A 20250-nucleotide genomic window follows, 5' to 3' on the forward strand; every position below is an offset into this window, starting at 1 on the left:
CGAGGTGCCGCCCGTCGTCGTTAGAGCGTCGAAGAGAGGGCGATTACTCGCCTTCCTTCTCCTGCTTGCGCTTGAGAGCGGCACCCAGGATATCGCCGAGCGAAGCGCCGGAATCCGACGAGCCGAACTGAGCCATCGCTTCCTTGTCTTCCTCGATCTCGCGCGCCTTGATCGACAGCTGGATCTTGCGGCTGGTGCGATCCAGCGTGGTGATCTTCGCGTCGACCTTCTCGCCGATGGCGTAGCGGTCCGGGCGCTGTTCGGCGCGGTCGCGGCTCAGATCCGACTTGCGGATGAAGCCGGTGACGCCGTCGGCCAGCGTGAGTTCCACGCCGTTGTCCTGCACGGCCGAGACCGTGCCGGTGACCACGTCGCCCTTCTTGAAGCCCGAGATCGCGGACTCGAACGGGTCGTTGGTGAGCTGCTTGATGCCGAGCGAGATGCGTTCCTTCTCGACGTCGGTATCCAGCACCTTGACCTTGACCTTGTCGCCCTTCTTGTAGGCCTTGATCGCTTCTTCGCCGGCCTTCTCCCAGTCGATGTCCGAGAGATGGACCATGCCGTCGATATCGCCGGGCAGACCCACGAACAGGCCGAACTCGGTGATGTTCTTGACTTCGCCTTCCAGCTCCGTGCCCGGCGTGAAGCGGTCCTTGAAGACCTCCCACGGATTGTCGAGGCACTGCTTGAGACCCAGCGAGATGCGGCGCTTGGACGCGTCGACGTCGAGCACCATCACTTCGACTTCCTGCGAGGTCGAAACGATCTTGCCCGGATGGACGTTCTTCTTCGTCCAGCTCATTTCCGAGACGTGGACGAGGCCTTCGATGCCCGGCTCCAGCTCCACGAAGGCGCCGTAGTCGGTGATGTTGGTCACGCGGCCCTTGAACTTGGCGTTCGCGGGATACTTGGCGGCCACACCTTCCCACGGATCGGCTTCAAGCTGCTTCATGCCCAGCGAGATGCGCTGGGTTTCGGCGTTGAAGCGGACGACCTGCACCTTGACGTGCTGGCCGATCGTGAGCGCTTCCGACGGATGGTTGATGCGCTTCCAGGCGATGTCGGTGACGTGCAGCAAGCCGTCGACGCCGCCCAAATCCACGAACGCGCCGTAATCGGTGATGTTCTTGACCACGCCTTCGAGGATCTGACCTTCCTTGAGCGAAGCGACCAGTTCCGAACGCTGCTCGGCGCGCGTCTCTTCGAGAACCGCACGGCGCGAGACGACGATGTTGCCGCGGCTGCGGTCCATCTTCAGGATCTGGAAGGGCTGCGGCGTGCCCATCAGCGGGGTGATGTCGCGCACGGGGCGGATATCGACCTGGCTGCCGGGCAGGAACGCGACCGCACCGCCGAGATCGACCGTGAAGCCGCCCTTGACGCGGCCGAAGATCACGCCGTTGACGCGGGCGTTTTCCTTGAACTGCTTGTCGAGCGCACCCCACGCTTCTTCGCGACGCGCCTTGTCGCGCGACAGCGAGGCTTCGCCGTTGCGGTCTTCCATACGCTCGACGAACACGTCGACCGTGTCGCCGGCCTTGATTTCGGCGGGCTGACCCGCGGCGCCGAATTCCTTCAGCGCGACGCGGCCTTCGGCCTTAAGGCCCACATCGACGATCGCGAAATCGCCTTCGACCGACACGACGCGGCCCTTGACGACGCGGCCTTCGAACGAATTGCCCGAGCCGAGCGACTCTTCGAGCAGAGCCGAGAAATCTTCCGCACCCGACGGCACGGACGTGCGCGTGCGGGCGAGACTGGACGCTTTAGCCATTTTTGAAAAAGCCTCTCGTTTCAAACGCCGGTCGTCCGTAAGGCCCTGTGCCTTCCGCCGACGCCGGGGTTCGAGTTGCGCCGACGGACCATCCGTTCAGCGCGTTTTCCCCTGGATGGCGGCGAGAGCCGCTTGGAACACGTCGTCGGCGGATAGATCGGACGTATCCAAAAGGATCGCGTCATCCGCCGGTTTGAGGGGCGCCGCACTACGCTGGCTGTCCCGCTTGTCGCGTTCCGCCATCTCGGCGAAAACGGACGCATACATAGGGGATTCACCGCGCGCGCGCAATTCGTCATATCGGCGCTGGGCGCGCGCCTCCAGCGACGCGGTCACGAAGAATTTAAGCGTGTCCGGCCAAGGACATACGACCGTGCCGACGTCGCGCCCGTCGAGCACGGCGCCGTTGCCGCCCGGCGGTTTGCGGGCGAAATCCTGCTGAAACGCCAAAAGTGCGGCCCGGACGGCGGGTACAGCCGCGACGACCGAGGCCTGCTGCGCCACCGTCTCGCTGCGCAAATCGCTGGCGTTGAGGTCGTCCACCGTGAAGCTTTGCGCCGCGTCTTCGGGGCTCAAGCCTAAGCGCAGCGTCTTCGACGCGACGGCGCGATAAAGCGATCCGGTGTCGAGATGGTCGTAGCCCAGATGCGCCGCGATACGCTTCGCAAGCGTGCCCTTGCCCGCCGCGGCCGGCCCGTCGATAGCGATGATCTTGGGCGTGCTCACGCGACGATTTCGCCGCCCAGGCGGCGGATCAGCGGCAGGAAGTCCGGGAAGCTCGTGGCGATGGTCGCGCAATCGTCGACGCGCGTCCCCTTCTTCGCCGCGAGGCCCATCACCAGGAAGCTCATCGCGATGCGATGATCGAGATGCGTGGCGATGGCGGGCGTCGAGGCGTCCATGCCCGGCGGCGGGCCGTCATTGCCTTCGACGATCAGATCGTCGCCCTCGATCGCGATCTTCACGCCGCACGCCTCAAGCCCCTTGGCGATGGCGGCCAGGCGATCGCTTTCCTTGACGCGCAGCTCGTGCAAGCCCCGCATGATCGTGCGGCCCTTGGCGAACGACGCCGCGACCGCGAGGATCGGGTATTCGTCGATCATCGAGGGCGCACGCTCCGGCGGCACCTCGACGCCCTTCAACGCGGTGAAGCGCGCGTTCAAATCGCCCACTTCCTCGCCCGCCTGATCGCGCTTATTGGCGATGTCGAGTGTCGCCCCCATTTCGCGCAACGTGGTGAACAGCCCGGTGCGCAAGGGATTGAGGCCCACGCCGCGCACCGTGACGTCCGATCCCGGCACGATCAAACCGGCGACCAGCGGGAACGCGGCCGAGGACGGATCGCCGGGGACGATCACGTCGCTGGCTTTGAGTTCCGGTCGGCCGGTGACGGTCGCGCGCATCAAACCGTTCGCGGTCTCGATCGTCACCTCGGCGCCGAAATGGCGCAGCATGCGTTCGGTATGGTCGCGGGTGCGCGCCTTCTCGACCGTCGTTGTCTTGCCCGGGGTGTTGAGGCCGGCGAGCAGCACCGCCGATTTCACCTGGGCGGAGGCCACCGGCAATTCGTATTCGATGGGCATCGGGTTCTTCGCGCCGATGACGGCGAGCGGCAGCAGCACCTTGCCCTCGCTCGTTCCGCGATGCTCGAACTTCGCCCCCATGCGCAGCAAGGGTGCTGTCACGCGGCCCATCGGGCGGCGGCGCAAACTGGCGTCGCCCGTGAACACCGCGAAGATCGGATGGGCGGCGACAAGGCCCATCAGCAGACGCGCGCCCGTGCCGGCATTGCCCAGGTCCAGCACGTCGGCGGGTTCGGCGAGCGCGCCGATGCCCCGGCCGCGCGTGCGCCAGGTGCCGTCGGCCTCTTTCACGATCTCGGCGCCCATCGCGCGCATCGCGGCGGCGGTGCGCAGCACATCCTCGCCTTCCAGCAGGCCGGTGATGCGCGTTTGGCCCACCGCCAGGCCGCCGAACATCAGCGCACGATGCGAAATCGACTTGTCGCCCGGCACGCCGGTTTCGCCCTTCAATGCGTTGCCGGGCTTGGCGGCGGCGGGGCGGGTCTGTTCATGGGCCATGGCGGCGTTTCGCTTCCGGGTCGGGAAAGGGCAAAAATGCCAGGGGCTTGTACCAATCCCGCCCCCCCGGGGACAAGGCCGAGGGATGGCAAGTTGACAGGGCCCCCGGGACATGGCATTTCCCGCGCCCGTTTTCCGGGTTTCACGTTTTATAGGGTTTCGCGATGGCCAAAGCCGAATGGGGTCTGAAGCGCACGTGCCAATCTTGCGGCGCGCGATTCTACGACCTGCAGCGTAGCCCGATCGTCTGCCCGAAATGCGAGGCCGAGTACGATCCCGAAGTGCTGCTGAAGAGCCGCCGGGGCAAGCCGGCCGCCGTCGCCGCCGTGGTGCCCAAGCCCGTGGTCGACCCCGTCGAGGCCGATGAGGTCGTGGCGGAGGACGAAGAGGAAGAGGAAGAAGACGATACGGTCATGGAAGACACGTCCGAGCTTGGCGAAGACGCCGAGGACGTGGCCGAAGTGGTCGAAAAGGCGGACGACGAGGAGCGCTAAACGGCGTTCGCGTCCCGCGCAAATTATCGCTTGCGCGGCGGGCCGAGGCGCCCGATATAGAGGCGGTTTCGGCGGGGGCCCAACCCCGCCGATCGAGAGTTTCGGGGCCATAGCTCAGCTGGGAGAGCGCCGCAATGGCATTGCGGAGGTCAGCGGTTCGATCCCGCTTGGCTCCACCATATCGAAACCCCGGTCCAGCGATGGGCCGGGGTTTTTGATTCGCACGTAGGCAAAAACAGTGACGGCCGGACGCGAAGTCCGGCCGTCAAATTCAATCCATAGCTGTTTCGCGATAGCGTTGCGAAACGCCTTACGCCAAATGCTTCTTGAACCACGCCAGCGTGCGCGCCCAGGCGGCGTTGGCTTGCGCTTCCACGTAGCGCGGCGTCGAGTTGTTGTGGAAGCCGTGCATCGTGCCCGGATAGAAGGTCGCTTCGTAGGTGATACCCGCCGCCTTCAGCGCGGTTTCGTAGGCGGGCCACATCGCGTTGATGTTCTGGTCGGTCTCGGCATAGATGATCGACAGCGGCGCCTTGATGTTGGCGACCGTATCGGCCGCCGGGGCCGGGCCGTAATAGGGCACACCCGCGTTGAGATCGGCGCCCAGCGTCGCGGCCAGGAAATTCGTCGTGCCGCCGCCCCAGCAGAAGCCCGTGGCGCCGAGCTTGCCGTTCGACGCTTCGTGCGTTTTGAGGAAACGCGCCGAGTTGACGAAATCGACGCGCAGCTTGCCCTGATCGAGCCCCGCTTGCAGCGTGCGCCCGTCGTCGTCGTTGCCGGGATAGCCGCCGACCGGGAACAACCCGTCCGGCGCCAACGCGACGAAGCCTTCGGCCGCCAAGCGGCGCGCCACATCCTCGATATAGGGATTGAGGCCGCGGTTTTCGTGGATCACCAGCACCGCCGGATGCTTGCCGGCGGCGGCGGGGCGCACGAGATAGCCGCGCATCTGGCCCGAATTGCCGCCGGGCGAGGGATAGTTCACGTAGGTCGCGCGGATGCGCGTATCGGTGAACGAGATCGTCTGCGCGTCGGCATAGCGCGGCAGCAGCGCTTGCGCCATCGCCAGGCCCCCGGCGGTGACGGCCGCCGCACGGATCATGAATTCGCGGCGATCGATCTTGCCGTGGCAATACTCGTCGTAGAGCGAGAACACGCGCGCGTCGATCTGGTCTTGCGTCAGCAGCGGCGCGGTCGTCGGGGTCGTTGAATCCAACGGAGTCATGGCGGGGGGTCTCCTCCGGTTAAGGTTTTGGCGGTCACGGTTGTGGCCAGCGATGAACTAGCCCGGTGATCATACAAAACAAGCGAGGATCGACGAAACATGCCCGTCGTCGCCGAATGGTAACAGCAAGCGGCGGTAATCGAGCAGGAACAGCGTTTCGATCACCCGCACATGGCGGTAATGGGGCGAGCGGTCGTGCAACACCTTGTCGTAGGCGGGCTGGGCGTGGCGGCGATAAAGGAAGGGCTGCTCGTCCAGGCATTTGCCGGTTGGATCGCGGCCCAGGCGCTTGACCAAGAGTCCGCCGACATGGCGATAGCGCAAGCGCGGGCCCGGGCGCTCCACCTCGACCAACGCCAGCGCGTCGGCGAAGCCGCCCTGGTTGTCGAGCCGCCATTCGGCCAGCGCCGCGCGGCCGGGAATCGGCGCGATGCCCCGCGCGCGATCCCACGCCTCGAACAACGCCTGCATTTCGGCGGGCGCGTCGTGTTTGAAATCGATCCCTTCGCGCGTGCGCAGCCACGGGCTCGGCCCGATATGCGGGGCGGCGAGCAACGCGGCCTCCACCTTCTCGCGCAATTGCTTGGGCGAAATCGGCTTGACGAGATAGGCGGAGATTTCATGCGCGCGCGCCGCGACGATCGCCGCTTCGCGCGAATCGCCGGTGACCATCACGAAGGGCATGGCGGGGGCGAGTGCCCGCAACCGGCGGCGCGTTTCGAACCCGTCGATCCCCGGCATATGCAGATCGCACAGCACGATATCGATGCGCGCCGATTTGCTCGCGACCAGGCCGATCGCGTCGGCGCCGGTCTCGGCCGTCAACACGGTGGCGATGCCGATACTCTCCAGCAGCTTGCGGCCGAGATTGCGCGCAAACGCATCGTCGTCGACCACCAAGGCGACAAGATCGTTTGGCAATGCGTCCGAAAGTTTTTCCATCCGCCGCAAGAATAACCGTCCGAAAAGCCGCGAAAAGGTCTTATTTGCGTCTGATCCGCGCTTGCATGGCGGACGTAAACCGGCCATGGAGGAAACATGATCAAAGCCGCTTTGATGACCGCAAGTCTTCTCGCCGCCGCCGCATTGCCGGCCGCCGCGTTCGACCTCGTCGCCCTCACCGAGCGCAACGAGCTGATCCGTTTTTCCGACGCCAAACCGGCCGAAACCGCGATGGTCGCCATCACCGGCACCGAAGGCCGCGTGCTGGGCATCGACGTGCGCCCCGTCGACAAGAAGCTCTACGCGCTTGACGACAAAGGTATTCTTTACACGCTCGATCCGCGCACCGGTTTCGCAACCAAGGGTGCGACGTTGAGCGCGCCGTTGGAGGACACGGGTTCCGCGATCGTCGATTTCAATCCGCAAGCCGACCGTATGCGCGTGATCGGCCCGCGCGGGCAATCACTGCGCGTCAATGTGGAATCGGGCCAGACGATCGTCGACGGCCGCCTGCGCTATTCCGACGGCGACGCCAACGTGGGCAAGCTGCCGCGCGTCATGGCCGGCGCCTATCTCAACTCGATCCCCAACGCGCCGCAGACGCAGCTGTTCGAATTCGATTCCGCGACCGGCGCCTATATCATCCAGGACCCGCCGAACGATGGCTTGTTGCAAACGATCGGCGCCAGCGGCTTGCCCGCCGGCACGGCGATCGACGCGATGGACATCCACACCACGCCCGATATGCGCGACTACACGGGCTTCGCGGTGGCGGCGAATAATCTCTATCGCTTCGGGATTTCCAGCGGGCGCTTCACGCCGGTCGGCCCGATCGGCGCGGGATCGCGCAAAATCGTCGATATCGCGGTTCTGCCCTAACGCTTAACGCGGTGGCGGCCTTCCACCGGGACCGCCCGGCGGTGGGCTGCCCCGCCCGCCGCCCGGCGGGCCTTTGATGTTGAAGCTCGCATCCGGCGCCCCCATGAAGCAGCGCGGGATGAACGGAAAGCTTTCCGTCAGCACGTAGTGATAGGTGCCTTCGGGATATTCGGGTGTGGGCCCTTCGCGGCCGTTGCATTCGTCGAGATCGCCTAGACCGGCCGCATATTCGAAATCGCGCGTGTAATGGCCGTTGTAATTGCCCGGCGGCTCGCCCGCCGCACGCGCGCCGGCGCGCAGTCGCCAGCTCGGTGCGAGTTTCTTCATTCCGCTGGCAGGATCGTTCGCGCGCGCATAGCCGAACGGCCCGTAGATCGGAAACCCGTCGGCGGCGAAGCCCAGCAGCGTGGGCGCGTCGCGCTTGGCCAGGCGCGCCATCAACCCCGCAGGAATGCCGTGATAGTGATACGTGCCATCGGGCTGCACATGCGCGTTGCTCTGGTCGAGGCCGAGATTGCGCGGGCCCCCGATCGCTTCCATCACCCAGCCCGAACGCGGATCGTTGTTCCAGAACTCCGCCGTGCCCGGATCGAACAACACGCCGTTAAGGGCGATGCCCCAGGGCTGGATGCGCGACGGGTGCGGGCCGGTTTTGCGGGGGCTCAGCGTCACGCGCAGCGTGTAGTTCTGGCGCGCGATGGCGTTGGGATTGCCGGGGCCTGGAAACGCGCCGGTCGCATGATCGGGCATGCCGTCGGCGCGGATATAGCGATAGCCGGCGGCGCGATCGATCTCGATCCGCGCGGCGGCTTGGGCTTGCGACAGGATGGACAGCGACGACGGGCGTTTGGCGCCTTGCGGGCGGCCGGTCGGATGATCGCCATGCGCCCAAGCCGGGGCGGCGAAAAAGACGAGCGACGCCGCGAGGGAAATCCCGGCGGCCGCGCGCATCACGCGTTGCCGGACCCTGCGTCGAGGAACGCGGCGAGGATTTCCTCGACGAATTGCTCGGCCGGTTTGCGCAATTCCCACGTGCCCGCGACCGTTCCGTCGCTTTGGCGCACGATGGCGCCGCGCCCGCGCACTTCGACCGTGCCGGCGGTATCGCGAATGCCCAGCACGAATTCGAAAGGCTGCGCTTCGACCGCGAAGCCGCTCTCGGCGCGGATCTGGAAGCCGTTGCGGCTCCAATCGACGACCGGATAGGCGGCATCGGCCACCAGCATCGTGCCGGTCGCGACTTGCTTGCGCGGCTGGCTGCGCCGCTCGGAGGATTGGTTGCTCATCGGCCGGAAAATTAGCGGAGTTCGCTTGGCTGTGCCAGTGCGCGAACGAAACGAATTTCGCCGGCATAGACGAATCCGCCGATTTCCCGCGCCCGGTTGCCGAGTTCCGGGAACAGGCGCGCCACGCGGACCGATATCCCGTCCGACGGCCGGCCTTCGGCGGCCTCGGTCATCGTCGCGACATAGCGCCCCGGCCCGGCCGGAAATTCCAGCACGCGCTGGCGCCATTGGCGCGCGCGCTCCTGAAAACCGGGCGCCGTCCAGTCGTGATCGTGAAAGAACGCGCCCGCGAGATCGGGCAGCACGCGCTCCAGCTCCGCCATGGGGATACGCAGCGCCTGGGCGGCGGCGGCGTCCGGCGTGTCGGTCGATGCGACGCGGCCTTCGACCCGCGCTTCGATCGTCACGCGGCAATGAACCGGTTTTTGCAAGCCGCCGCGCGTGATCCGGCGCAGCGCGAAGTCGAGCGTGCTTGCGTCGATCTCGGCCAGATAAGCGCGCCGGTCGATCCCCATCGGGCGCGCGACATTGGGCCAGCAATGCGCGGTTTCGTCGAAATCGCCGTTGCTGGCCACGCGCAACACGCCGTCGACCACCCGATAGAATTCGTAGGCTTGGCAGCGCAAGCTGCCTTCGCGCATCTCGGCGAAACGCAAACCCGTGACATGCGGTACGGCGCGCGACACGCCGCCATTCGTCCGATCGAAGGTCACGTTGCCGATGCGCAGATTCGCGGGCTCGGCGCGCGGCAGCACGATACCGGGATAGGCGCTGCGCGTTTCCAGCAGCGCCTTGGCGACCGCCGCGATCGGTTTGCCGGCTTCCTGCGATTTGTTGATCGCATCGGCCAGCGTGTCGCACGGGCTTTGCGTTTGTGCGGCGGCGTTGGCGGCGAAGACGACGCTAAGTACGGCGGAAAGAATACGTCGCATCGAGGCGCTCTTTGAGATACGCGGCCCCGGTCGTGTCGGGATAGCGCGCGGGGTCCCCCGGCAAACAGACGACCGGCGCATCGGCGTTGGGGTCGAGGAAATAGGCGACCGACCAGCGCTCGCGCCCCGAGCGGTTGACCACGCGATGCGGCGTGGAGACGTAAACGTCGTTCGACCAGCGCATCAGGCAATCGCCGATATTGCACACGAAGCTGTCGGCGACCGGCGTGGCCGCGATCCATTCGCCCGAGCGCGCGCGCACTTCCAACCCGCCGACTTGGTCCTGCCACAGGATCGTGACATTGCCGTAATCGGTGTGCGGGGCGGCCCCGTATTGGCGCCCGTCGAAGGCGCCCGGATGCGGTGGGTAATGCAGCAGGCGCAACGTCGCCAGCGGCTTGTCGATTTTGTCGGCGAAGAAATCCTCGTCCAACCCCAGATCGCGCGCGAAGGCGCGATGCAGGTCTTGGCCGAGATCGAGCATCGCGTCGAAATAATTCAGCAGCGCCGGGCGGAAATCATGCGGCGTCGCGGGCCATTGATTGGGCCCGTGGAACGGCTTGCCCGCCAACAGGTCCGGATCGTCCGGCGCCAATTCGCGGCCCATATTGAAGGCTTCCTTGGCGTCGCCGGGCCGGTCGGGATCGAGCGCTTCGCTTTCGAACGGCACATAGCCGCGATTATGCCGCGAATGGGTAATCGAGGTTTTGGCCTTCTCCTCGGCCGGTAATTTGAAGAATTCGCGCCCCGCACCCAGCATCGCGTCGCGGATCAGTGCTGGCACGCCATGATTGACGACGTAGAAGAAGCCGGTCCCCCGGCACGCCGCCCCGATTTCGGCGGCGACGCGCGCAGGGTCGCTGCCGTCGCGCAAGGGGCCCAAATCAATGATCGGAATTTCACCCGGTTTGGGCGCACGCGCGGCTTCGGTCATGCGGACATGACTTGCATTATCTAGGCCGCAAACCGCCGGTCAGCGCGTGCATGAAGATCGCGGCGGTCGCGGCGACGTTGAGCGATTGCACACGGCCGGAGCCGGGCAGCATCGCCACCTTCTCGCACGCCGCGAGCGTTTCGGCGCTCAAGCCCCGCTCCTCGTTGCCGAGCACCAAGCAGACGGGCTTGGGCGCCTTGGCGAGTTCGGCGACCGGCAAGGGCGATGCGCCGTCCAGCGCCGTGCCGACGACCACATAAAAATCGCGCAGGCGGCGCAGCACGTCGGGCAAACGATGGATGCGATAGAGATCGACCCAGACGAGCCCGCCTTCGGAGACGCGATAGGCCGCTTCCGACGGGCCCGCTTGGTCCTGGCGATCGGAAATCGCCAGATGCGGCAGGCCGAAAAACGCCGCCGTGCGCGCGATGGCGCCGAGATTATGCGGATTGCCGATCCCGTCGAGGATGATCAGCGGATGCCATTTGCGCGCCCAGGCCTGGGCTTGGCCCAAATCGAAGGACTTGGCCGGGCGCGGCGCGGTCTCCGCGACGATGCCGCCATTGAGCGCGGTGCCCGCCATCTTGTCGAGCGCACCCTGCGGCACGATGCGATGGGGAATGTCGCGCGCGTTGGCCTCGCGCAGCATGTCGCTGGCCGCTTGCGCCATTTCGGGCGCCACGATCAGGCGCTTCACCGCTTGCGGATCGCGCAGGAACAAGGCTTCGACCGCCGGCAGACCGGCGATGCGCAGGATATCGCGCCGATGCGGTGCGCCCTTGTCGCTCGAAGCGTTCGGCCGGCCGCCGTCGCGGCCTTGCGGCGCGCCGTGCGATTTGGGGCCGCGGAACGGCGGGCGTCGTTTGGGGTGAGGTTTTCCGGTCACGGCGCCCGGCATAGCGCATCCGCCCCCCTCCCCGCCAGCCCCGAACGTTGCACGAAACGCCGCACGGGCCTATTTTGCTCGGCTTTCCGCGTAGTCGAAGGAATTCAGGGCAATGGACGGGTCGAAGGGTAAGCCGGAGGTGGATTTGGAACGTATGCGCCATTCGTGCGCGCATGTGCTGGCCGCCGCCGTCACGAAGCTTTATCCGCAAGCGAAGCTGGGCGTCGGCCCGGCGATCGCCGATGGGTTCTATTACGACATCCACACGCCCACGCCGCTGACCAGCGAAGACCTGCCGGCCATCGAAGCCGAAATGCGCCGCATCCGCGAGCGCAAGCTGCCTTTCGTGCGCGAGGAAGTGGCGATCGACGACGCGATCGGGTTCATGAAGTCGACGAACCAGGACTACAAGGTCGAGTTGCTCGACCTTCTGAAGTCGCGCGGTTCGACGGCCGCCAAGGGTCTCGACGATCCCAATCTGTTCGAGAATCCGGCCGCGGGCGTGTCGAGCGTGTCGCTCTACAAGCTCGGCGAGTTCGTCGATCTGTGCCGGGGCCCGCATGTCGAGCATTCGGGCCAAGTGGGTGCCTTCCGCTTGATGCGCGTGGCCGGCGCCTATTGGCGCGGCGACAACCGCAATCCGCAGCTGACGCGCGTTTACGGCACGACCTGGGCGAACGAGGCCGATCTCAAGGCCTATCTGTTCCGCTTGGAGGAAGCCGAGAAGCGCGACCATCGCAAGCTGGGCGTGTCGATGGGCTTGTTCCACATTCAGGAAGAAGCGCCCGGCACGGTGTTCTGGCATCCCAAAGGCTGGACGCTGTTCCGCACGATCGAGCGTTACATGCGCACGAAGCTCGAAGACGACGGCTATGTCGAGGTGAAGACGCCGCAGCTCGTCGACCGCGTGTTCTGGGAAAAATCCGGCCACTGGGAGAATTATCGCGACGCGATGTTCGTGGCCAAGCCCGGCAAAGAAGGCGAAGAGGAAGACCGCCTCTACGCCATCAAGCCGATGAGCTGCCCCGGTGCCGTGCAGATTTTCCGCCACGGCCAGCGTTCCTATAAGGACCTGCCGCTGCGCATGGCGGAATTCGGCGCCTGCCATCGCTACGAGCCGTCGGGCGCGTTGCATGGCATCATGCGCGTGCGCGCCTTCACGCAGGACGACGCGCATATCTTCTGCACCGAGGATCAGATCCCGGCAGAGTCGCAAAAGTTCTGCGACCTGCTGCGCGACATCTACAAGGATTTCGGCTTCTCGGATCTGCTCGTCAAATTCTCCGACCGGCCCGAGCAGCGCGCGGGGTCGGACGAGATTTGGGACAAGGCGGAAAGCGCCCTCGAAAAAGGTTCGACCGCCGCCGGTCTCGCCACGACGCGCAATCCGGGCGAAGGCGCGTTCTACGGGCCGAAGCTCGAATTCGTGCTGCGCGACGCGATCGGCCGCGATTGGCAATGCGGCACGTTGCAGGTCGATTTCGTGCTGCCCGAACGCCTCGACGCTTCGTATATCGGCGAGGACGGTGCGAAACATCGCCCGGTGATGCTCCACCGCGCGATCCTGGGCTCGTTCGAACGCTTCATCGGCATCCTGATCGAGAACTACGCCGGCCGCTTGCCGACCTGGCTGTCGCCGATCCAGGCGCGGATGATTCCGATCGCCGATCGCCATGTCGATTTCGCCAAGGACGTCGCGCGCCGTTTGGCGCATATGCAGCTGCCCAACGGCGAAGGCGGCGTGCGCATCGATATCGACGCATCGACCGAGCGCATGCAGAAGAAGATCCGCAACGCGCAGATCGATCAGATCCCCTACATGCTGGTGATCGGCGACAAGGAAGCCGAAGCGGGCAAGGTCGCGCTGCGCTTGCGTTCCGGCAAGGATCTGGGCGCGGTCACGGTCGAGGAAGCGTTCGAGCGCATCGCCGCCGAAGTCGGCACGCGCGCGGATATTCCGGTCGCCTGACCTAGCAGACGCCGAACCACGCGAACGCGCCGTAGCATGCCCCGGACAGCTTGTTCAGGGCGAGGAAGACGATCGCGTCGAGCAGCGTGAGTGCGGCGAGCAGCGGCACGGCGTAGCGCCACAGCGGCACGGCGAGCGCACGCCAGGTGCGCTTGGCGGCGGGAATCGTTTTGCCGTAGACGCTCATAGATACGTGCCCGCGAGTTCGAAGGGCGTGGCGCCCGTGCCGAGCTTGAAGCGCGCGAGGCCGGCACTGCGTTCGGTTTCGACGACGCCGAGATCGAGCGTGCGCACGCCCGATTCTTTCAACGCCAGCGCCGCGCGCCACAACACGAGATTGGCGGCGTTGCGCTTGCGCCCGGCATCGGACGACGACGCGACGTAATAGGTCGCATCGCGCCCGTGGCGCAGGAACAACGCCCCCGCCACCGGCTCGCGCTTGTCCAGCGCCACCGCGACCAAGCATTCGCGCGCGGCTTTGAGTTCAGCAAGCCGCGACACGAACGAAGCGGGCGGCGCTTCGAAGCCCTTTTTCGCGCGCAACGCATCGGCCTGTTCGATCACCCAATCGACCCATTTGCCGCGCGGCGCCAATTCGATCCGCAGATTGGAACGCTCCGCCACGGCCAAGCGATTGCGCCATTTTTGTTTCATGCGCGCGCGCAAGCCGGCTTCGTCAGCGTCGTCGAGCCGCCACAGCGCCATCGTCGGACCGGTATGCACGCGCGCATGACCCAACCAGCGCGCGGCGTTGGCGGGCTCGGCCGCGATTTCCGGGCCCAACAACCTTGCCGCGAAGGGCCATCCGGGTAGCGTCTTGGTGAAAATTTCGGCGGCACGCCCATCGCCGACCGGCCCGCGCAGCCCCAACCAAAGATCGAAAAATCCCAACCACCGCCGGCCGATCGCCTGCAAACAGGCGACGGGCGCGCCGTCGTCGGCCATCGCCACAAAGCGCCGCACGTCGCGCCCCTGCCAACGCGCCGCGAGGCCGTATTCCCAATCCTGCTGCAGCGGGAAAAAGGACATACGCGCGGCAGTGTCGAACCAGGTTTGCCGGTCGGGATCGGCGATAATTTTCATGACAGCGGAAATTTTTCCGGAATGACAATGGCAACCGTAACACGCAGCGGCATAGAGTGTCGTGTCGCCGCAATATTTGCGTCGATTTTTGCATTCCTCCGGACGCGATGCACGACCTCACGCCAACCGCCGTACCGGACACCGCCGCGCAGCTTCCCGACACCCCGCGCAAACCGGACGACAATCGCCATTTCGTTTTCGTCCATCGCGTGTTCGCAGCACCCGGCGCCGTATTCAAGCTCGACGCGAATACGGGCGAGCCCGTGCTGGCGCTCGATTTAGGCAATGTCAAAGCCTGCCTGCCCTTTCCGGCGTTGATCAAGGCGTTCGAGATCGCGCCCGATTCGCCCGATTCGCGCCAGCTCGACGCGGTGGCCAAAGGCTTGCGCCATGTGCGCCGGATCGCGCCCGGCGATTCGATTCCCGCCGAATTGCTCGACGGCTCGGCGTCGTGGAAAGTCGAGGCGCATCACGCCGCCGCCGCGCGCGGCAAATTATTCGCGGGCTTGCTCGCGGCCCTGGGCAAGCGCCCGAACGCGAAAACGCCGCGCGACTACGCGGTCTTGGCCGAAAACGCGTCGCTGCTGCCCGAACTGGCCGACGGCTACAAACTGCTGGCGGGAAAAATGGGCCTCGACGCCAAACTCGCGGGCGACGCGGAGGCGATCGTCGAAGCGCTGGCGGAGGAATTCGCCTATATCGAGGCCTTACGCGAGCGCGTGGGTTCGACGCGCGCACTCGTCGATACGCTGCGCAACCTGCGCGACGCCTATCGCCGCGACCGATCGACGCTGGATCAAATCGCGCGCATCGTGCAATTGCTCGAACGGCCGATCGCCGCCTATGAGCGCCGGTTGCATCGGCTCGACCTCAAAATCGCCGATACGATCGACGCCGTGCTGAACATGACCCAGCGCATCGCCCTGGCGCGCGAGGTCCGCGACCGGCTGCATGCCGAAACGATGCGCTGGGACGATCTGCTGGCGCTGTGGAATGGCGGGGTATCGGCGCGCGGCCAGCGCGCCCGAATCGACGAAACCTATCGCTTCGCGGCCCGACATTTCCCCATCGCGTCCGATTGGAACGCCGCCTGATGCGGATTCTTTAAGACGAGATTCATTTTCAAGGCGCAAATTCCGGCTCGTCCTCAGGAGCCAGAAATGCCGGCCGTTTCGATCGCCGAAGAAACCGGTGCGCCGACGCCCGAAGCGGCGTTGAACCGCGCGCCCAAAACCGCCGCGGCGCCGCGCCGTTTCGAGTTCGAGCACAAAGTATTCGCCGCCCCCAAGGCGGCGTTCGAACGCGACGATTCGACGCAAGAACCGGTGTTCAGCGTCGATCTGGGCGATCTGCGCGCGGCGATGAGCATCGACGCCGTGCGCGAGTACTTCAAAATCCCGGCCGATTCCGCCGACGGTAAGTTGCTGGCGGAAATTCCCAACGCGCTGAAATACGTGCCGGCGATCCATCCCGGCGACGCGATCCCGTCGGAACTGATCGACGGCACGGCGTCGTGGAAGGTGGAGAAGCATCACCTCGAAACCGCGCATGGCCGTATCGCCGCCGGCTTGCTCGCCTGGATCGGCGAAGGCACGAAAGCGGAAAGCGCCGTCGAGTTCGCGGCGATGGCGAGCGACCCGGCCGTCAAAACGAAAGTGCAGGCGGCGTTCTCCAAACTCGCGCAGCGCATGGGCCTGCCGGAGGAACGCAAAAGCGAGGTCGTCGACTCGGTCGAGCGGCTGGCCACCGAGCTTTCGTATATCGAGGCGTTGCGCGAGAAGGTCGGCCAGATGCGCCGCCTGATCGATTTGTTCCGCCGCCTGCAGACCGGTTACAAGCGCGAGCGCGGCATCGCCGACAGCCTCGCGCGGGTCGTGCAATTGCTCGACAAGCCGGTGCGCCGCTACGAGCAACGTCTGGACGAGGTCGACGCGCAGACCGGCGAGACGGCGAACACGATCCTCAATCTCGGCCGCCAGATTATCTTTGTCCGCCAGGCGCGCGACTGGCTGCATGGCGAAACCATGCGCTGGGATTCGCTGCTCGGCGCCTGGTCGGGCGAAACGATCGAACGCAATCCCGCACAGCAGCGCAAAGTCGGCGACACCTATCGCTTCGCCGCGCGTTATTTCCCCGTCGACGAGGCGTGGGCGAGCGGTTGAGGCGGCGCGTACGCCAAGGCATAGTCCCGGGCGGAACAGCCGCTTCATGCAAACGCCCTCGACGCCCCGCATAAAACCCGTCACCGCCAAAGCGCGAAGCTGGCTCGCCATGGCCGCCGCATGCGCGTGCCTGTCGGTCGCCGTGGGCCTGGCGGCCATTCAACGCGGCAACGACACGCTGGAGGAGTTCGACGGCGCGGGTTTGGCGTCGATCTTCGGTTTGCAAACCGTCGCACGCGCCTATTCGCTGGAGGCGCTGGAAGCGTTGAACGGTGCCGCGACAAGCCGGATGGGTTTCGATTCCGCCGGCTATTCGTTACAGGCCGCGCGCGCGCGCGCCGCGTCGGCGTGGTCCGCGTATCGATCGGCGCTGACCCGGGTTTCCGGCCCCGAACGCGCCCTGGCGGGCGAGATCGACGTGCTGATCTTGCGGATGGAAGGGGCACTCGACCAAGCGGTGCTGATTCTGGGCACCGGCGATCGCGACGCGATCAGCGATTTCCTGCGCCGGGATGTGCGCTTGCGGGCCGTGCCGCTGGCCGTGGCGCTGGATCGCGCGGTCGAGTTGCGCCGTGCCCAGCTCGACGCGACGCTGGCCGACGCGCGGGCGATGCGCTTGGAATTCAGCGCGGCGCTGGCGCTGCTTTTGCTCGCGACCGGATTCGCGGGCTGGATGGCGCGCCGCGCGATGATCGAAGACGTCGAGAAGCCGCTGGGCGCGCTGGCCGCGAAAGCGGGCGAATTGCTGTTGTTGCCCCCGCCCGGGCGCGACGACGATGCGCGCACCCGCCTGGCGGCGGCCTACGCCGCGATGGGCGACGACGCCGCCGCGCGCGCGCGCGACGAACAGGCCGCCGCCGCCGCGCGGCGCGCGAAATCGTCCTACCTCGCCGCGATGCGCCAGCGCGTGCGCACGCCGCTGCATGCGCTGCTGGGCTTGGTCGAGATCGACGCGGCGACGCGCGCGCGCGGCGGTTCGCCCGCGGGTTTGCGCGATTTGCGCCGCACGGCGGAAAACCTGATGGCGGTCGTCGACGATCTGATCGATTTCGCGCGCATCGACGCGGCGTCGATGTCGGTCGATCTGCGCGCGACCGACGCCGGCGATTTGCTGGAGCGTGTGGCGCTCAATCTCGCCGGCCATGCCGACGCGAAAGGATTGACGCTGTCGTGCTTCGTCGATCCGGAGATCGTCGAGCGCTACAAGATCGATCCGCTGCGCGTGCGCCAGATCCTGTTCAATTTGATCGGCGACGCGATCGGGCGCGCGACGCAAGGCGGGGTGCATGCGCGCCTGTCGCTGGGCGATGGCGCGCTGATTTTCGCCGTCGCCGATTCCGGCCCGGCTTTGCCGCACGCGGCGATCGCGGCGTTGCTGGATTTGAGCGGCACGCAGAACAGGGATTTCGCCGCGCCGCCGGGCAGTCCCGGCCTGCCGGTTTGCCGGTTGTTGGCCGCGCGCATTGGCGGGCGATTGCGCGCGACCGCGCATGCCGACGGCACCACGAGTTTCGTGCTGGAATTGCCGGCCGAACCCGCGGGCGGCGCGTTGCGGCCCTTGCCGCCGGGCAACGCGCTGGCCGGGTATCGCGTCGCGGTGCTGGGCGAGAGCGGGCCGATGCATGCGGCGGTCGCCGCTTATCTGATCGCGGCGGGTGCGACGCTCGTCACCGACCGGCGCGACGCCGATCTATGCGTCGCCTTGCCCGGCACCCATGATTTCGGCGGCGGGGCGGGCAAGCGCTTGCGGCTGCACATCGCCGCCCCGCTGATCGCCGACGACGACGCGGATGCGGGCGCCACGATTCTGCGCCGGGCCGCGATCGTCGCGGGCGCGATGCGCGCGCTCGGGCTCGCCAGCGCGCCGCAGGACGACGAAGACCCGGTGTTCCAAACGCCGCCCGCAGCACCATCGCGCGAGGAAGCGCTGGCGCAAGGAAGGCTTATTCTGGCGATCGACGACGATCCGGTGACGCGCGACGTGCTGGTGCGCCGGCTGGAACTTTCGGGCTATCGCGTCGATGCCGCGTCGTGCGGCGAAGAAGCCTGGACGATGTGGCGCGCGGCCCCCTATGGGCTGATCGTCGCGGAATTGCATTTGTCCGATCTCGACGCGCGCGCGCTGGCGGCGCGCATTCGCGCGGCCGAAGTCGAAACCGCGCGGCCGCGCACGCCGATCGTCGCCTTGTCGGCGACCGCCGATACCGACGAGATCGAGACCTGCCATGCGGCGGGTATGGACGCGCTGCTGGACAAGCCGCTCGCCTGGCGCGGCTTGGTCGAAGCCGCACGGCGCCATTTGCGCGAAAAAGCGTGACGCGGGTTTAGACGCGGCGCGTGGGCGGGCCCAAGCGGCGCTTTTCGACCACGAAGCTGCGCGGCGCCGATGCGGCCGGACGCGGGGCACGCGGCGCCGAAGCGTAAAGCGGGCGCGGCGGCGCTTCCAATTCCGAGGTGTCGAAACCGCCGGCACGGGGGGCACGCGCGGCGCGCACGGCCGGAGCTTCGCCATCGCCGAAGCTGGGCGGCGCGAAATTGCCGGGACCCATCAATTTGCGCGGCGCGGGGCCCGCGCGGCGGCGCGCCGGACGCGCGGCCTTGGTCTTGGGCTTCACGTCGGCCAGGCGCACTTCGATGCGCCGTTCCGAAACCGTGCTGCCGTCCAATGCCTCGATCGCGGCCTTGCAATGCTTTTCATGCGCCATGGTGACGAAGCCATAACCGATCGCCTTGCCCGAGGCGGGATCGGTCGGCACCGAGGCTTCGATCACGATTCCGTAGCTGTCGAACAAATCGGCCAGCCGTTCGGCGGTAAAGTCGAACGGCACGTTCCCGACGAAAAGCCGCGTGTTGTACAGCTTCGGTTGCGGGAGGGGGGACTTGTCCATAACGCTTGGTTTCTTTCAGGAACGCGGTAACCCGATAACGGGGCCGCTTTTGATTTGTAAATTCAACGCCACGTGCATTTTTCCATAATTGGCGCCGGGAAGACCCGTGCCATTCGCGCATAGCGGCACGCCGGATTTCGATGCCGCCTTGCGGAGACAACGCAAAGTTAGAGAAAGAATGTGCAAAACCCGTGACAGGTCCGGGGCGCGGGCAAGGTAATCCGCCCTGCCCGTCACCTGAGCCCGCAACCGGAATTCTTCAGGCGGCGATGTCGAGCAGCTGGCCGCGACCGGATGCCGCAGGCGGCGGGGGCGTGGCCGAACCGCCCGACGCGGTCTGCGAAACGCTGTTCGACTGGATGGACTGGCCGCCGACCGACGACTGCGCGCCCGAGGCCGAAGCGGCACCCGCAGCACCCGAGGCCACAGCGGTGGCGGTCGTGCCGGTTTCGCCTTCGCCGCCGGCTTGCGCGCCGCCGCCCGAAGACCGCAGCGCGGTGAGATCGGCGTAGCTGTTCGAGGCGGACGAGATGCTCAGCGACATGATCTTGGCTCCAACGCGGATTGATTCGTTGCGATGGCGCGATTAAGCGCGTGCTGGCTTAATGCCGAGTGAAGATCGCGCGCGGCTTGAACATGGCGCGCATGCGCGCCGCGCGACGTTCGGGCTTTGCCGAAAATCCGCGACGAAAGCCGATAAAATCCCGTCGCAATA

Annotated in this window: 20 protein-coding genes and 1 tRNA gene; 7 read left to right on the plus strand and 14 right to left on the minus strand. The window is 66.3% G+C overall.

From position 1 onward, the window contains the following. Positions 1–43 precede the first annotated feature (43 nt). The 3 genes from rpsA to aroA form a co-directional block, all read right to left on the minus strand. Positions 44–1774 carry a 30S ribosomal protein S1 gene (gene rpsA, locus J0H39_01250; protein ID MBN9495353.1) on the minus strand — a complete coding sequence of 577 codons (1731 nt, stop codon included), beginning with the start codon at positions 1772–1774 and terminating at the stop codon, positions 44–46. Positions 1775–1870: 96 nt separating this feature from the next. Next, complete coding sequence (locus J0H39_01255; protein ID MBN9495354.1) at positions 1871–2500, minus strand: (d)CMP kinase; 630 nt, start codon at positions 2498–2500, stop codon at positions 1871–1873. Continuing rightward, on the minus strand, positions 2497–3855 hold the full coding sequence (gene aroA, locus J0H39_01260; protein ID MBN9495355.1) for a 3-phosphoshikimate 1-carboxyvinyltransferase: 1359 nt from the start codon (positions 3853–3855) through the stop codon (positions 2497–2499). Before aroA ends, J0H39_01255 begins: the two co-directional genes overlap by 4 nt. A gap of 164 nt (positions 3856–4019) precedes the next feature. On the opposite strand from aroA, the gene J0H39_01265 reads away from it, so the two are divergent. Together J0H39_01265 and J0H39_01270 are read left to right on the plus strand one after the other, a co-directional pair. Continuing rightward, the gene (locus tag J0H39_01265) at positions 4020–4349 is read left to right on the plus strand and encodes a TIGR02300 family protein (protein MBN9495356.1); all 330 of its coding nucleotides are present in this window, start codon (positions 4020–4022) and stop codon (positions 4347–4349) included. A gap of 103 nt (positions 4350–4452) precedes the next feature. After that, positions 4453–4528, plus strand: a tRNA-Ala gene (locus J0H39_01270). A 131-nt stretch (positions 4529–4659) separates the two neighbouring features. On the opposite strand, the gene J0H39_01275 is transcribed toward J0H39_01270, so the two are convergent. Together J0H39_01275 and J0H39_01280 are read right to left on the minus strand one after the other, a co-directional pair. Beyond that, positions 4660–5574 (minus strand): dienelactone hydrolase family protein, encoded by a 915-nt coding sequence (locus J0H39_01275; GenBank protein MBN9495357.1) that lies wholly within the window; start codon positions 5572–5574, stop codon positions 4660–4662. Positions 5575–5643: 69 nt separating this feature from the next. Further along, on the minus strand, positions 5644–6516 hold the full coding sequence (locus J0H39_01280) for a response regulator (GenBank protein MBN9495358.1): 873 nt from the start codon (positions 6514–6516) through the stop codon (positions 5644–5646). 96 nt (positions 6517–6612) lie between these two features. Here J0H39_01280 and J0H39_01285 point away from each other — a divergent pair, with 96 nt between their 5' ends. Further along, a complete protein-coding gene (locus J0H39_01285) occupies positions 6613–7395 on the plus strand; it encodes a DUF4394 domain-containing protein (GenBank protein MBN9495359.1) in 783 nt (260 codons plus the stop codon). A 3-nt stretch (positions 7396–7398) separates the two neighbouring features. Here the strand turns inward: J0H39_01285 and J0H39_01290 are convergent, their stop codons facing one another. The 5 genes from J0H39_01290 to J0H39_01310 are packed head-to-tail and all read right to left on the minus strand — an operon-like array spanning position 7399 to position 11304. Further along, a complete protein-coding gene (locus J0H39_01290; GenBank protein ID MBN9495360.1) occupies positions 7399–8346 on the minus strand; it encodes a YHYH protein in 948 nt (315 codons plus the stop codon). After that, the gene (locus J0H39_01295) at positions 8346–8681 is read right to left on the minus strand and encodes a hypothetical protein (GenBank protein MBN9495361.1); all 336 of its coding nucleotides are present in this window, start codon (positions 8679–8681) and stop codon (positions 8346–8348) included. Before J0H39_01295 ends, J0H39_01290 begins: the two co-directional genes overlap by 1 nt. Positions 8682–8692: 11 nt before the next feature. Then, positions 8693–9613 carry a hypothetical protein gene (locus J0H39_01300; protein MBN9495362.1) on the minus strand — a complete coding sequence of 307 codons (921 nt, stop codon included), beginning with the start codon at positions 9611–9613 and terminating at the stop codon, positions 8693–8695. Further along, entirely contained in the window at positions 9585–10547 is a 963-nt protein-coding gene (locus J0H39_01305; GenBank protein MBN9495363.1) for an isopenicillin N synthase family oxygenase, read from the minus strand. Before J0H39_01305 ends, J0H39_01300 begins: the two co-directional genes overlap by 29 nt. 16 nt (positions 10548–10563) lie before the next feature. Continuing rightward, positions 10564–11304: an RNA methyltransferase gene (locus J0H39_01310; protein MBN9495364.1), complete on the minus strand. Its 741-nt coding sequence runs from the start codon at positions 11302–11304 to the stop codon at positions 10564–10566. 241 nt (positions 11305–11545) lie between these two features. Here J0H39_01310 and thrS point away from each other — a divergent pair, with 241 nt between their 5' ends. Further along, positions 11546–13402, plus strand: coding sequence for a threonine--tRNA ligase (thrS, locus tag J0H39_01315; protein ID MBN9495365.1), 1857 nt, complete (start codon positions 11546–11548; stop codon positions 13400–13402). A gap of 1 nt (position 13403) precedes the next feature. On the opposite strand, the gene J0H39_01320 is transcribed toward thrS, so the two are convergent. Then, complete coding sequence (locus tag J0H39_01320) at positions 13404–13589, minus strand: hypothetical protein (protein ID MBN9495366.1); 186 nt, start codon at positions 13587–13589, stop codon at positions 13404–13406. Beyond that, a complete protein-coding gene (locus J0H39_01325) occupies positions 13586–14485 on the minus strand; it encodes a GNAT family N-acetyltransferase (GenBank protein ID MBN9495367.1) in 900 nt (299 codons plus the stop codon). The genes J0H39_01320 and J0H39_01325 overlap by 4 nt, the downstream gene beginning before the upstream one ends. Before the next feature lie 107 nt (positions 14486–14592). Between J0H39_01325 and J0H39_01330 the strand changes: the two genes are divergently transcribed. From J0H39_01330 to J0H39_01340, 3 genes are all read left to right on the plus strand, one after another. After that, positions 14593–15579, plus strand: a complete 987-nt coding sequence (locus J0H39_01330; protein MBN9495368.1) for a hypothetical protein — start codon at positions 14593–14595, stop codon at positions 15577–15579. Positions 15580–15645: 66 nt separating this feature from the next. Beyond that, positions 15646–16647 carry a hypothetical protein gene (locus tag J0H39_01335; GenBank protein MBN9495369.1) on the plus strand — a complete coding sequence of 334 codons (1002 nt, stop codon included), beginning with the start codon at positions 15646–15648 and terminating at the stop codon, positions 16645–16647. Positions 16648–16693: 46 nt separating this feature from the next. After that, entirely contained in the window at positions 16694–18964 is a 2271-nt protein-coding gene (locus tag J0H39_01340) for a response regulator (protein MBN9495370.1), read from the plus strand. A 7-nt stretch (positions 18965–18971) separates the two neighbouring features. Here the strand turns inward: J0H39_01340 and J0H39_01345 are convergent, their stop codons facing one another. Beyond that, a complete protein-coding gene (locus tag J0H39_01345) occupies positions 18972–19535 on the minus strand; it encodes an RNA-binding protein (protein MBN9495371.1) in 564 nt (187 codons plus the stop codon). Positions 19536–19794: 259 nt separating this feature from the next. Then, the gene (locus J0H39_01350; GenBank protein MBN9495372.1) at positions 19795–20079 is read right to left on the minus strand and encodes a hypothetical protein; all 285 of its coding nucleotides are present in this window, start codon (positions 20077–20079) and stop codon (positions 19795–19797) included. Positions 20080–20250 lie beyond the last annotated feature (171 nt).

Source organism: Alphaproteobacteria bacterium (assembly GCA_017308135.1).
Classification (GTDB): Bacteria; Pseudomonadota; Alphaproteobacteria; order CACIAM-22H2; family CACIAM-22H2; genus Tagaea.

What these genes read in the sequence shown, in the direction of transcription:
- rpsA (MBN9495353.1), bottom strand. Translation starts at nt 1,774, where the DNA reads ATGGCTAAAGCGTCCAGTCTCGCCCGCACGCGCACGTCCGTGCCGTCG.
- aroA (MBN9495355.1), bottom strand. Translation starts at nt 3,855, where the DNA reads ATGGCCCATGAACAGACCCGCCCCGCCGCCGCCAAGCCCGGCAACGCA.
- J0H39_01265 (MBN9495356.1), top strand. Translation starts at nt 4,020, where the DNA reads ATGGCCAAAGCCGAATGGGGTCTGAAGCGCACGTGCCAATCTTGCGGC.
- J0H39_01275 (MBN9495357.1), bottom strand. Translation starts at nt 5,574, where the DNA reads ATGACTCCGTTGGATTCAACGACCCCGACGACCGCGCCGCTGCTGACG.
- J0H39_01280 (MBN9495358.1), bottom strand. Translation starts at nt 6,516, where the DNA reads ATGGAAAAACTTTCGGACGCATTGCCAAACGATCTTGTCGCCTTGGTG.
- J0H39_01285 (MBN9495359.1), top strand. Translation starts at nt 6,613, where the DNA reads ATGATCAAAGCCGCTTTGATGACCGCAAGTCTTCTCGCCGCCGCCGCA.
- J0H39_01290 (MBN9495360.1), bottom strand. Translation starts at nt 8,346, where the DNA reads ATGCGCGCGGCCGCCGGGATTTCCCTCGCGGCGTCGCTCGTCTTTTTC.
- J0H39_01295 (MBN9495361.1), bottom strand. Translation starts at nt 8,681, where the DNA reads ATGAGCAACCAATCCTCCGAGCGGCGCAGCCAGCCGCGCAAGCAAGTC.
- J0H39_01300 (MBN9495362.1), bottom strand. Translation starts at nt 9,613, where the DNA reads ATGCGACGTATTCTTTCCGCCGTACTTAGCGTCGTCTTCGCCGCCAAC.
- J0H39_01305 (MBN9495363.1), bottom strand. Translation starts at nt 10,547, where the DNA reads ATGACCGAAGCCGCGCGTGCGCCCAAACCGGGTGAAATTCCGATCATT.
- thrS (MBN9495365.1), top strand. Translation starts at nt 11,546, where the DNA reads ATGGACGGGTCGAAGGGTAAGCCGGAGGTGGATTTGGAACGTATGCGC.
- J0H39_01320 (MBN9495366.1), bottom strand. Translation starts at nt 13,589, where the DNA reads ATGAGCGTCTACGGCAAAACGATTCCCGCCGCCAAGCGCACCTGGCGT.
- J0H39_01325 (MBN9495367.1), bottom strand. Translation starts at nt 14,485, where the DNA reads ATGAAAATTATCGCCGATCCCGACCGGCAAACCTGGTTCGACACTGCC.
- J0H39_01330 (MBN9495368.1), top strand. Translation starts at nt 14,593, where the DNA reads ATGCACGACCTCACGCCAACCGCCGTACCGGACACCGCCGCGCAGCTT.
- J0H39_01335 (MBN9495369.1), top strand. Translation starts at nt 15,646, where the DNA reads ATGCCGGCCGTTTCGATCGCCGAAGAAACCGGTGCGCCGACGCCCGAA.
- J0H39_01340 (MBN9495370.1), top strand. Translation starts at nt 16,694, where the DNA reads ATGCAAACGCCCTCGACGCCCCGCATAAAACCCGTCACCGCCAAAGCG.
- J0H39_01345 (MBN9495371.1), bottom strand. Translation starts at nt 19,535, where the DNA reads ATGGACAAGTCCCCCCTCCCGCAACCGAAGCTGTACAACACGCGGCTT.
- J0H39_01350 (MBN9495372.1), bottom strand. Translation starts at nt 20,079, where the DNA reads ATGTCGCTGAGCATCTCGTCCGCCTCGAACAGCTACGCCGATCTCACC.